At 57.1% G+C, this 13,110-nt stretch carries 6 protein-coding genes; all 6 read right to left on the bottom strand.

The genetic code is table 11. The features are described from left to right. Positions 1 to 2 precede the first annotated feature (2 nt). The 6 genes from IEX77_RS04890 to IEX77_RS04865 all read right to left on the bottom strand — a co-directional run bounded on the left by IEX77_RS04890 (position 3) and on the right by IEX77_RS04865 (position 12,404). Positions 3 to 2,693 carry a zinc-dependent metalloprotease gene (locus tag IEX77_RS04890; protein ID WP_188807965.1) on the bottom strand — a complete coding sequence of 897 codons (2,691 nt, stop codon included), beginning with the start codon at positions 2,691 to 2,693 and terminating at the stop codon, positions 3 to 5. Positions 2,694 to 2,704: 11 nt separating this feature from the next. After that, positions 2,705 to 5,311: a zinc-dependent metalloprotease gene (locus IEX77_RS04885; protein ID WP_188807964.1), complete on the bottom strand. Its 2,607-nt coding sequence runs from the start codon at positions 5,309 to 5,311 to the stop codon at positions 2,705 to 2,707. Between the two features lie 202 nt (positions 5,312 to 5,513). After that, positions 5,514 to 7,004: a hypothetical protein gene (locus IEX77_RS04880; RefSeq protein ID WP_188807963.1), complete on the bottom strand. Its 1,491-nt coding sequence runs from the start codon at positions 7,002 to 7,004 to the stop codon at positions 5,514 to 5,516. A 21-nt stretch (positions 7,005 to 7,025) separates the two neighbouring features. Next, complete coding sequence (locus IEX77_RS04875; RefSeq protein ID WP_188807962.1) at positions 7,026 to 7,868, bottom strand: DUF4843 domain-containing protein; 843 nt, start codon at positions 7,866 to 7,868, stop codon at positions 7,026 to 7,028. A gap of 12 nt (positions 7,869 to 7,880) precedes the next feature. Continuing rightward, entirely contained in the window at positions 7,881 to 9,329 is a 1,449-nt protein-coding gene (locus IEX77_RS04870; RefSeq protein ID WP_188807961.1) for a RagB/SusD family nutrient uptake outer membrane protein, read from the bottom strand. Between the two features lie 21 nt (positions 9,330 to 9,350). Further along, complete coding sequence (locus tag IEX77_RS04865) at positions 9,351 to 12,404, bottom strand: SusC/RagA family TonB-linked outer membrane protein (protein ID WP_188807960.1); 3,054 nt, start codon at positions 12,402 to 12,404, stop codon at positions 9,351 to 9,353. Positions 12,405 to 13,110: the final 706 nt, after the last annotated feature.

The raw sequence follows: 13,110 nt of genomic DNA, 5'->3' as shown, positions 1-13,110 counted from the left end.
GGCTACTTCGTGATCTTCTCGAGCTTGCGCAGGAGCGTCTGGTAGTGCATGCGCAGGCTTTCGCTCTTCGCAGAGGCGAGGGCCTTCTTCAGCAGCTCTTCAGCGCGATACTGCAGGGGCAGATAGAGGTCGCCCGTCATGTTGATCGCAGAGGTGAAGAGGTCAGCAGGCTCACCGTAGCTATTCCCGAAGTTGAGGTAACCGACAGCATCGATCTTCGTGAGCGGATCATCCGAATGGTCGTGATCCAGCGAGCAGAAGTGCGAGCCGCGGAGCTTAGGCAAGAGGCCGATGAACTCCTCATCGCTCATACCCTCGGTACGGACAGGCTCACCAGCCTTGGCAAGGCCCGTAAGCTCAGCGATCGTCAGAGCAGAGCGACCCGTGGTCTTCGCTACAAGATCCTCCGTATAAGAGGTGATGTAGCGGACGTAGAGCTCCTGCAGCTGCTTCTCAGCGGCAGTGAGATCCTCACGGCCCGCCTCGGTCTTCGCAAAGACACGAGCATAGACATCATCGGCATACTCCATAGGAGAGTAAGACGTCGAGTCGAGGTAGTAGCTCAAGCAGAGGTTGTTGATATTGCGGATCGCCATAGCACGCGTCATAACACCGACGACGACGTAGGGCGAAGAGCCTCCCAGCTCACCCATCGTAGCCTCGAGCGCATCGTTGCGCAGGCTGTCGATAGAGAGGGCCTGGTCGAGGAGCCACATAGCCGAAGCCTTCTGCTGAGCCTTAGGCACGACCTTGTAGCGAGGGAGACCAGAGGCTTCGCTCGTCTGATAGAGGTAGATACCAGGGACGTTGATGAAGACATTCGAGACGTAGCGCAGGGCCTGATCGGAGATACCTTCGTAGAGCGTAGCACGATGCTGAGCTTCCTCGTCGCGTGGGAACCATTCGCCCAGATGAGCGATGATGTACTTGAGGTTCTTCAGCCCGAGGGTGCTGGCAGCTACAGGGTCATTCGACAGGTCTTCCTCGATAGAAGAGGGGTCGTAGCGGTAATCGCCGACCTGCTGCACACCATAGCGGTACTCGGGATCAGCAGCATGCTTCTCAATAAGCTCATTGAGATAGCGAGCTTCCTCGATGGGATTACCCTTGCTGTCGGGGAAGTAGCGGTAGGTCCAGTCGACAGCATACTTATCGTACGTACCGACGGTGGGAGGGTCGAGGCTCACAGCACGGTCTTCGGGCTGGGCAACATAGTTGAAGCGCGCATAGTCCATGATCGAGGGCGTCGTACCGTGCACTGCCGTGAAGGAGGGTGAGCGGAGCGAATCGATAGAGTATGCAGCCGATGCAGCCATGTTGTGCATGAAGCCGAGGGTGTGGCCGATCTCGTGTGCGATGACGTACTTGAGCGACTTGGACATCAGCGTATCGGGGAGCTTCATCGCGCGGACGAGGGGGTCAACCTGAGCCGTCTGGACGAAGCGCCAGTTGTTGTTCAGCTTCGAGACATCACTCCAGACAAGTACCGAGGCATTGATGATCTCACCCGTACGGGGGTCAGCCCAGCTGGGACCCATAGCGTTCTCCGTAGCGATGGGCACGTAGCGGATACAGTTGTACTTGAGGTTGTCGGGGTCGAAGTTGGGGTCATCCGTGGGGAAGTCACGCACCTCGATAGCGTCCTTGAAGCCGATAGCCTCGAAGGCCTTGTTCCAGCGCAGCGTACCCTCCTTCATCGCAGCCTTCCACACTGCGGGGAAGGTATTCTCGACGTAGAAGACGATGGGCTTCTTGGGGCGAACGAGCTGACCCGCCTTGTAGGCAGCGACATCCGAGGGCTCAAGGCGCCAGCGCTTAGCGAAGCGTACGGCCTCGATCTGCTTGGACTCAGGGTCGTAAGCATTCTTCGAGATGTGGAAGACACCGATACGCGTATCAGCCAGACGGGGCGTCATCGGCTCCTCAGGCAGGCGCAGGATGGTAAAGGTCGCCCCGAGAGTCACGGGGTAGTCCTTCAGCGGGCTCTTGCCCCCACGCGAGGAGTTGAGGGTGATGCGGTAGCTACGGTCGATCTTGATGGAGACATTGTCCTCGAAGGCCTTGATCTCACGGATGTAGCTGAGGCCACTCTGCAGGCTTGACTGCACCTGATAGGAGCCGAGGCTCTTCCCGATCAGCGGGAAGTACTTCTGATCCTGCGTGACGAGCGGGGTGATGTCGAAGACGACGGCGGACTTATCCTTGTTCCACGCCTTGATGGGGAACTTATAGAGGGCGAGGTCCGTGTAGTTGGGAGCGAAGGTCGGACGAAGCTCCTTCTCCAGCTGCTCCGTGAGGTAGGGGTCGGAGTTCACCGCCTCAAGCACGATAGCGCTATCACGCTGAGCGAAGCGCATGTGCACGGGGTTGGAGTTCTTGAAGCCGACCATCCCGAGCTGAGGATTGGAGATGGAGGAGAGGGTGACGGCGACGAGGATTTCCTTGCCGATGGTCTTGACAGGGAGCTCGACGTAGAGCTTATTGTCCGTCTTGTGCAGGGTGAGGAAGTCGCCCTTAGCCGAGACGATGGCCTTGTCGGTGAGGATCTTCTCGTAGGCACTCTTCTCGGGTGCCTTCTCCGTCTTGGGCTTCTTCTTCCGCTTGAGGAAGTCGAAGATCCCCGCATGGGCCGTAGCAGGAGCCAGCGTGAGGGTCGCTACGGAGAGGAGGAGTGCTATCTTTCTATTGATCATCTTCGGGTAGTCTATTTCTTAGCATCGAGGAGCTTCGCGACCTTGAAGGCCAAGGTCTGGTAGTGGGCCTTGAGCGTGCGGTCCGTCGTAGAGGCGGCGCGCTGCTCGAGCAGGGGGCGTACCTTCAGAAGGGCAGCGTACATGTACTGCTCTGACGTGTCGAGAGCAGGGACGTTGGCCATAGGATAGATACTTGCCGAGGGGTCGCCACCACCATAGTTGACGCGGCCAGACTTGAGGGCATCGCTGTAGTCCGTCGTAGAGGTGAGGCTGATGAGCTTGCCACCGACAGAGGTGGGTGCACCGGCGAAGCTGTAGGGCATACCAGGCGTAGCGTTGCGGGGATTGACCGTACCAGCGATAGACTTGTCGATGAAGGCGATCTGCATCAGACGCTCCATGTGGTTGGGGCTCTTGCCAGCGATGGTCGAGGCGAAGGTAGCCTGATAGAGGTCGTCGAAGTATTCGCCGAGGCTGTACGTCTTCGAGTCTACCTGCGAAGCGATGATGATACGTGAGCGCAGGTCATAGATATCCTTGATGAGGTACTCGAGGAGCTGATCGTAGTAGCTCACGTCGATGAAGCCCTTACGCTCGAAGTTGCGGTCAGCCTTGCCCTGGAAGTCCTTAGCCTGACGGAGGAGCCACTGGAAGGCTTCGCGCTGCTTAGCCTTAGGCACGACCTGATAGCGGGGCAGGCTCGTCGAGAGGCGGCTCTCCTGACAGACGACACCACCGACGAGGCTCATAGCATTCTTGAGCTGGAGGTAGTAGCCCTGTACGATAGCCAGATAGAGGCTCTTCTTCTTGCGGCTGTCGGGGTCGTTGGTGATCCACTTAGAGAGGTTCGACTGGATGAAGGCAAGGTTCTTCATCGTGAGCTCGGCCGTCTTGATAGGATCGTTACCGAGGTCTTCGGTGCGGACGGTGGGGTCGACAGCGTAGCGCTGCTCAGGAGCATAGCGGAGGTAAGGCTCGCGAGCACGCTTGTCGACGCGGCTCAGCAGTTCCTTAGCCTCAGCAGCGGGATCACCCTTGAGGTCGAAGTAGCGGTAGCCCCAGTCGATAGCGAAGAGGTCGTAGACACCGAGCTGGTCGTTGATGAGGCGTACCCCCTTGTCAGAGGGCTGAGCGAGGTAGTTGTAGGTCACACCGTCGAGGATAGAGGGTGCGAGCCCCGATTCCTTCGTGAACTTAGCCGAGCGGAGCTGGTCCGTGGTGTAGGATGCCGAAGCAGCATAGTTGTGCAGCAGACCGAGGACGCTCCCCATCTCCTGCGTGACGAGCTGCGAGAGCGACTCTTCGAAGAGGGCCTGTGGCAGACGAGACGAGCGCACCTGTGGGTCGACAGCAGCCGTACCGATGAAGCGCTGCTTGTGCATGAGCGCCTCTACATTATTATAGATCATGAGGTTCCCGCTGAAGATCTCACCCGTGCGGGGATCCGCCCAGTTGGACGCAGCGATCGTCTCCTGGCTATTGGGGATGTAGCGGATGCAAGAGTACTCGAGGTTGTCGGGATCGAACTGCTTATCGTTCTTGGGGAAGTCGCGTACCTCGATAGCGTTGCGGAAGCCAGCGGCTTCGAAGGCCTTGTTCCAGCGAAGGACACCCTCACGGATGGGGCGCTGCCAGCTGGAGGGGAAGGCGCTATCCAGATAGAAGACAATCTTCTTCTCAGGCTCAGTGAGCTGACCCTTAGCGTAGGCCTTCTTATCCTTGGGGACGAGCTGCCAGCGGTGTGCCAGATAGACGGGCTCACTCTGGTCGAGGTAGTCGGGGAAGGAGACCTTGCGCGTCGTCTGATAGCCTACGCGGGCATCAGCGAAGCGGGGGATGGCGTTGGAGGCTTCTACGGGGAGGATCGTATAGGTCACCTCAGCAGTCAGAGGCATATCCTTAGCCACGGTGAGCACACCCATGAGCGAAGCGTTCACAGAGAAGTTCATCTCGACACGGACGCTGGCGTTGGAGTCGAAGGACTTCAGCCCCCTGACGAAGGTCAGGCTGCTATTGCGCGAAGAGGTGATCTTGAAGGGACCTTGCTGCGAGGGGACGATCTCGAAGAAGGGGCTGGACTCCGTGACGAGCGAATTGATCTTCAGGACGACAGCGGAGCTATCAGCCTTGTACACCTCGGGGGTGAAGGACTCTACCGACTGGTCGCGGTAGTTCAGCTCGAGGGCCTTCTGCAGCTCGGGCGAAGCGTCACGGCGATAGACGATGGAGTTGGGTGCCTTCATGACGATGACGCTGTCCTGCTTCTCGAAGCGGAAGACGATAGGAGCGGAGTTCATCGAGCCGACAGCCAGATAATCGGGGTCGGTGGTCGAGGTGACCTTGGCACCCATCATCAGCTCCTTGCCGAGGTACTTCGTGGGGAGCTCGAGGTAGACGCTACCATCGATCTTGTGGAGGGTAACGAACTTCCCGCGGGCGGTCTCGACCTTCTTGTCCTTGAAGAACTTCGTGTACTTGTCTTCTTCTTTCTTCTTCTCCTTCTTGGTGTCGTCACCGAAGGCGCGAGAAGAGAGAGCTGAGGGAGCCGCAGCGAGGCTGAGGGAGCCCGCAGAGATGGCAGTAGCCACGAGCAGGCATCGGATACAACTCTTGTGCATGGATGGGGATTATAGTGTGATACTTGATTCAGTGGTGGGTGAGGCTGAAGGGCCTCCTGCTCCTCCCGTGCGCCCTTCTCTCGGCTAAGCCGCAAAGGACGACCGAAGCCCCGCAGCCTCATCCATAGAGGAAGAGGCTACTGGGGCGACGGAGGAGCGAGCCTCCTCCCCGCAGGGTAGGGCGCGGAGAGGAGGCATGATGTTAGTTATTGAACTGACGGTAGACGATCTGCTTGATCTTACCCGTGATACCTTCCTCAGACTTGAGGAGGACGGGGGTAATGCCCGCTACATTGTAGCTGTAGATCGAGCCGACAAGACCCGCGCCTGTGCCGTTAGCCCCGATGAAGAGGCGGTTGTCCGACGTGAGAGCCATCGAAGCAATCGTCTGCCCTGCGGGGAGGGAGATCCAAGCTGGGTGGGTCGTCGCCGTGGCGTTCGCCATATTGTAGAAGTACACCTTGTCCGCAGTCGCTACGAGCGCAGCCGTACCACCGAGGTTAGGCTGCAGATGTGTAGGCGTGCCTTCGGTGAACTCAACTATGGAGACCGTAGCACCATCGACATTCTGCGACTGAGCGAAGTCCCCAGCCGTGAGGCGAGCGACGAAGTACTTGTTATCCGTGTTACGCTTGAGCAGCAGCAGGGTGTAGTTATAAGTATAGTTCCCTTCACCAGCACTCTTCATGTCGATAAGCGTCATATCCTTGAAGGGGTTCTCCTCAGAAGTATCACCAGAGGTGGCACTCGTCGTAAAGGTACGCACCTTCTTTACGATACCCTTCCAACCAAAGCTCACATACAGGAGGTTGCTCCCCGCATTATCGAAGAAGGCTACCCCCTCACTGATACGTGTACCCGTCAAGGCACGCCAGTTCACGATAGCCGGGGCGAGCGAGTAGCCCGAGGCGACGCGCGTGAGACGGTCATTCTGCTTCTTAGCTGGGACAGTAGCCGTCTTGTCCATCTCCCAGACGTTAGCCCCCGAGATGAAGTACTCCTTGACCGTAGCCTGATTGCCACTGGCGTGGCTGAAATCTACGGGGTTCGTGAAGGAGATACGAGGCGTGAGGACCTTCAGCGAGTCAGCCGACACACGGTAGTAGCGCGTAGGGAGACCGAGGGCAATACCGAGATAGCCACGAGAGGCACCAGCACCAGGGACATAGCGGTAGATGACCATCGACTGGGGATCCCCCGTCATATCGATGGCAGGATTGCTTCGCCCGAAGGCATCGAGGTCAAAGGCATCCGTCTTCTCCCCACCAGGCAGGTAGGAGAGGATGGTCTTCCCTTCGTTGCTTGCCAGGACGTACAGCCCATCGACATAGCGGAAGGGCACATCGATAGTGAAGCGGTAGAAGTAGGAGCCATCAGGCGTGTACATACGCAGACGGGCATCATGCTTACCATAGCTCGTAGGGCTATAGGAGAGGTCCTTCTCCGTAGAGACGACCACGCCATCGACGATCCACTCATAGGAGGGCGTCACAGATGCGCCCGTCGTGATGGTATATGCGGGCGACTTGATCACGGTGACCTCACCGAAGGTAGCCGTCTGCACCGAGGCGATGGGCTCTGCTACCTCGACGACGGCCAGAGGGTGATCGCCATTGACCGAGTGGTCCTTGTAGCAGGAGGAGAAGAGTGAGAGGGCCAAGAGAAGGCCCAGTGACTTATAGATCTTATTCATCTTCATTCGTACTCTGTGAGGTTAGCGATACTGAGATAGGAGCTCCACCAGCTTTTTAGGCTTTTCCTCACCATGCTCATCCATATACTTCTCGAGGCGGAGCAGGAGGGGATACAGTATATTGACGTCAGGGCTATAGAATACCTGCTGCACAGGGTCTACCCCATTCTTGGGGAGGCCGTAGGCATTGATGAGCATACGGTACTTCCCCTCACTATACTTCCCGAGATAGACATATTCGAAGAAGCTCCACCAGAAGGGGATCTCGAGCTGATTCGTCACGCAGAGGACGACTGTATTGCGCTTATCGAGCGCTGTACGTAGGTCTGCCGTAGAAGACAGATGCAGCGTGATCGTATCGTACTTCAGGAGGGGGACGTCACCAGGCTTCATATCCGAGAGGGCATCAAGGAGGGTACGGACACCGTCACGAGTGACGATGTACTTCCCATTCTCCTGCTGCACGGTCGAAATCTTCGAGCGATTGAGCTGCAGGGTGAAGGAGCCCTTGATGGAGTCTGCGGGGATCGTATAGCTATCCTGGAGCGCGTCGAACTGCTCACCCGGCGTAGCGGTAGAGCGAGACTTATCAAGCTCCACCTTATAGCTCAGGGGCGAAGAGGAGAACTTCCCGAGGAGGTTCACATCGAAGGTCAAGGGGACCTTCCCATTGTTGTCCTGGAGGAGGGCGAGGTTCTGTACGACGATGGTATCTGCCCCCGAGTTAGGGAAGTAGATCACACGTGACTCATTGTAGTAGCCATCCTTGCTGTACTCTCCGTCGTAGATGTCCGACTTGGAGCAAGCGCTGAGGAGGCCGAGAGCGGCCAGGGCAAGCGAGGCCAGTGAATATCTTCTGTTCATTGTCGTGGGCTTTTACTTATTACCATAGGTGAGCTCATCCGTAGGCCAGGGCAGGACAAAGATGCTGGAGCTGGGCTGGATCGTACTGCTCCCAAGGAGATCGAGGAAGGAGGAGTTGAAGTGCTTCAGCGCAGGGAATATCTGCCCCTCACCTGGCATCTCACGCATATACTCCTTGACAAGCTCTGCCTTGAAGTCCACCTGCGTAGGCAGGTCGCTCGAGGTGAGGGCGTTCAGACCACGGCTCTCGCGCACCTTATTCAGAGCAGCAAGCGCTGCGGTAGGATCAGAGGAGTAGAGGGCTTCGGCCTGGATGTAGTACATCTCTGGCAGACGGATCAGGGTCAGCCCACGCTGCGCAGTCGCTGCAGCCGTAGCTTCCTCCGAGCTGGACGCGAAGCGGATGAACTGCTGGTAGGTATCTACATTGCGATAGAAGGCTGCCTGACGATTGTCGATAGCACCCGCGGCCGCCCCTGTGACAGCATAGAGCTGATCGAGGACGCTTCGGCTGTGTGCCTGGACACCCTCATCGGTACCAGCGACATTCTTCAGGAAGCGATTAGCGAAGTCATCGAGGAAGCTATTCGCATAGAGCCCGAAGATCAGCTCGCCCGTAGCAGGGAAGCGGCGAACAGACTCGAAGGAGTTACGACCTGCGAGCTTGAAGCTCGCCGTATGATCGGTGACCTTCTTAGCATATTCAGCGGCCTTTGCCGAGTTCCCCATCGCCTGATAGACACGAGCCTTGGTAGCGTAGACCGCATACTTATTGAAGTGGATGGCACGGCGTGACCAGAAGTCCGTAGACTGCGTACCCTCGAGGCTCACCGTCTCATCGATATCGGAGAGGAGGCGCTCAGCTTCGTCGAGGTCCTTGAGGATATTCTCATAGGTCCCTGCGACGGTGTAGACCGTACGGTTCTTGAGGTTGAAGTCATACGAGTAAGGGATACCGCGTGAGTCCTTGCCTCTCTGGTAGTCCTCGGCAAAGAGGCGCACGAGGTCAAAGTGCAGGAAGGCACGCAGACCGAGGGCCTCCCCCTTGAGCTGGGAGAGGTGGCTGCTGCTGAAGGAGGGCGACTCGAGGTTCGCCAGGATATTATTGACGTAGGAGATGACCTGGTACTGACCGAGCCACAGGCTGTAGATCTCGGACTTCACGGACACGTCCGCGTAGTTGTAAGCGCGGGTCTTCACTGAGGTCGAGGTCGCACCCGTAGAGCCAAACATCTGAGCGAGCTCGTCGACGAAGCCATTCGTCATACGCTGCCCGTAGAGGTCCGACTTAGCCATCGTCCCGTAGACACCATAGAAGGCATCGTAGTACCCCTGGAGCGAAGAGAACTGGACTTCCTGCAGGAGGGTACCCTTAGGCTGGACATCGAGGAACTTATTGCACGAAGGCAGAGCCGCAAGGCTAAGCGCTCCGAAGGCTATATATAAAGCTGTCTTCTTCATAAACACACTTCTCATTTAGGGTTAGAAGGAGAGACGCAGAGACATCTCTACGCTGCGAGCAAAGGGATAGTCCAGACCACGCTCACGCTTGACCGTGGAGAGATAGAAGAGGTCGTTGGTGAGGAGCTCGACGCGTGCACGGCGCATATGGAGCTTCTTGACCCAAGCGGCCTCGGTCTCATAGGCCAGAGAGAGACTACGCAGCGTGAAGTAGTATTCCTTCTGGATGAAGCGGCTCGTCTGATAGGGGCTCTCCGTAGAGGCAATGTCACGATAGCGGGTGACGTCACCAGCCTGCTTCCAGCGACTCTCGAGGACGCGACGGTCAGCATTCTGCTCCTTCTTTGTACCCTCTACACGAGAGGCGAGCGTAGCGTTGTAGACCGTAGCGCCGAGGGAGTAGCCGAAGTTCGCATTCAGCGAAAAGCCCTTGTACATCAGGTACGAGGTGAGCGAGCCATAGGCCCAAGGTGATGTGTCGCCGAAGACGCGACGGTCATTGGGATCATAGGTGAAGGTGTAGCTACCATCTCGCTTGATGTAGATCTCACGACCAGTAGCAGGGTCGATACCTGCTGAGGGGACGACCTTCAGAGCGGTGAGGGACTCACCTTCCTCGTAGAGAGGCAGGGGTCTCGTACCACGGTTGAGGGAGTCGACACCGAGGTTCTTCTGGTTGAGCGCCTTGAGAGCATCACTCACCTTCTTGACCTTATTGCGGTTGTAGGAGTAGTTCAGCGAGAGCGACCACTGCAGGTCCTTCGTCTGGATGGGGACGACACGCGTCTGGAACTCGATACCATTGTTCTCGACCTCCCCTACATTCTGACGGGCGGTGACAGCACCGATAGAGGGAGCGAGAGAGACGTCGAGCAGGAGGTTGTCCGTCGTCTTCTGGTAGGCATCGAAGGTGAGGTCCCAGCGATTCTTGAAGAGCGTCAGGTCAAGACCGACATTCTTGCTGAGCGTACGCTCCCACTTCAGCTCGGGATTCCCGATAGCCAAGGGCACGGAGCCAGCACCTACGATATAGTTGATACGATTGTTATAGGTATAGGTCGTGAGGGCCTGATAGGGGTCGAAGGAGATATTCCCCAGATACCCGATACTCCCACGGAGCTTGAGCAGCTGGATATTCTTATTGCCCTCGAAGAACTTCTCATTGTGGATGTTCCAAGCCGTACCGAGAGACCAGAAGGGAGCGAAGCGCTGGTTCTTACCGAACTTCGAGGAGCCTTCGTAGCGGTAGACGACGTCCACCGAATAGCGGTTGTCGTAGATGGCGTTCCCGTTGAAGAAGAAGCCGGCAGCCGTAGCGAGCGACTCAGAGCCCGAGGGACGAGCACTACCACCATAGCCGAGGGCGAAGTTGGGGTGCCCAAGGACGTCAGAGTAGAAGCCGAGGCTGGTATAGCTACTGTTGTCCGCCGTCGTGGACTCGAGGCTCGAGCCCGCCATCGACGTGACGTAGAGCTTCTCGAAGAAGGTACGGTTGTAGGACACCATCAGCTTACCGAGGAAGCTCAGACCACGACCGAGGTTCTCGGTCATCGAGCCCTTCTTCGTCAGGTCGCTCTCGTTACGGAATGTATAGGAGAGGGGCGACTTGAAGCTACGCGAGTAGTTATTGCGCGTGGTGAAGGAGAAGTCCCCATCGATACGGAGGTTACGATCGACCCAGTACTGAGCCGTCGTCGTATTCAGGAAGTCCATACTCCCAGCGCGGTTGAAGCTCCCGAGAGAGGCTTCATAGAGCGGATTATCCAGGTTGTGCTCAAGCTTTGCGAGCAGCTCACCATTCGCATCATAGGGCGACTGGTAGGGGTTCTGCTTCGAGAAATTCGAGAAGGAGCCGTAGCTGGGATCCTGCGAGGTAGAGCGGTTCACCGTTAGCGTATTCGAGGCGAAGAACTTACCCTGCTTGTTGTAGGAGAGCTTGAAGGTCCCCGAGAGACGCTCACGTGCGGACTGCATCATGACCCCCGTCTCATTGCCATAGCGGAGCGAGAGGCCGTAGCGCACATACTTGTCCCCCCCGTCGGCACTGACCGTGTGGGAGTGTGAGACACCGGTGCGCAGGGGCTTAGCGAGCCAGTCGGTATTCGTACCGCTCTGGACCATACGCACGACGCGGTCACGACGCTGGTCGTTGAAATGCTGCTGGTCAAAGGAGGGGAGCATCGCTGTACCACCAGCCTTGTAGAGGCCTGCCAAGTCCTCATACTGGAGCTTCTGCTGGGGCGTGAGGAGGTGGTAGTCGCTGAGGTCAGGCATCGAGAGACGCAGGGTACCGCTATAGTTCACGCGGATAGCTCCCTCGCTGATAGGCTTCGTCGTGATGACGATGACCCCTGCAGCAGCCTTAGCACCATAGAGCGCCGAGGCCGAGGCATCCTTGAGGACGGTGACGCTCTCGATGGTGTTCATATCCATATCGTAGATATACTCGACATCCACGATCGCCCCGTCGACGACGAAGAGCGGGAGGTTAGCTGCACCCGAGAAGGTAGCGCGACCACGAAGGTTCAGCTCAGGGCGTGCGTTGGGGTCCGAGCCGAGGTTATTCTGCTGGACGACCTGCAGACCAGGAACGAAAGCCTCGAGGCCCTGCAGGAGATTCTTCGTACCTACCGAGAGGAGCTGCTCTGACTTGATAGTCGTCTGCGCCCCCGTATAGCTCTTCTTATCCTTCTTCGTGAAGCCGGTGACGACTACCGATTCGATCGTCTGATTATCTGGCTCGAGGTCGATGCGCTGGGGCGTACCACCACGCAGGGTGACGGCCTTGGCCTTGTAGCCCATGAAGGTGACGCGTACGCGCTCGGTGGCATTCTTCGTCTTGAACTCGAAGTGCCCCTTGCTATCCGTGATGAAGCCACCTGTCTGACCCAAGATCTGGACGGTGACGAGTGGCATAGGGTCGCCATTCTCATCATATACGGTACCGCTGAAGACGTTCAGCGAAGACGTTGGGTTCTGCTGTGTAGCATAGCCTCCCGATGATGTGGCCAGGCTGGGAGAAGCGGCCTGGGCGGTGACGATGGAGCTTAGGAACCACCCTCCCGCAAGTAACATTGTAACTAATCTCATGCGACCTCGATCGTATTGTTATTCTACTCGTTGTCTTTCGCTCATACCCACCACGCTGGCGCTCTGCCTGAGCACGGGTGGGTTCGGGGCATCCACACAATAATGCACGATACGGAGCTCCCTAAGGGGGACCTCTGTATATGTGAATTAGCATTAGTATAGGGAAATGGATACGCTCCGAAGCAACTATAAAAGTAGTACTTTATCATTAAACATGCAAAAATCAGTCAAACACATGGACGTTTGACTAAAATTTTGAGTATTCCGCAGGCAACTTGACACACTTTTCAGTAAAGAGCGGACCTCAAAACACAGATTCACGCAACTCCCCACCTCCCATATTTCTAAAAATCAACCCTCGAAATCGCCCCGACCACACAATTATAGAGGTGCGCATACCGCCCCTTCCTAAACCCCACACTTCCACCTACGGCGAAGCCCTTCCCATACCCCTCGCCACAATAGCAGCACGCACGCTCCCGCGGAGCCTCTACGAGAGCCTGTTGCCGCGAGTCCTATCCTCTATTTAGCGTACTAAGGCATCGCACGCCCAGCTCCCCGATATGCCTCTCCGAAGTGATCAGGCAAGCCCTTCGCCTTATCGCGAGTATTCCTCTTATCCAGCGGAGGAAAAAGTGTCCTTCTCGTGAAGAAAAAAGCGCTTTCACGTAGTGGTTTTCTTCTATCTACG

The sequence above is a fragment of the Porphyromonas pasteri genome (assembly GCF_014647755.1).
In the GTDB taxonomy this organism is placed as follows: domain Bacteria; phylum Bacteroidota; class Bacteroidia; order Bacteroidales; family Porphyromonadaceae; genus Porphyromonas; species Porphyromonas pasteri.
The sequence above is the reverse complement of the archived record's forward strand: the minus strand, read 5'-3'. Positions and strand labels throughout refer to the sequence as shown.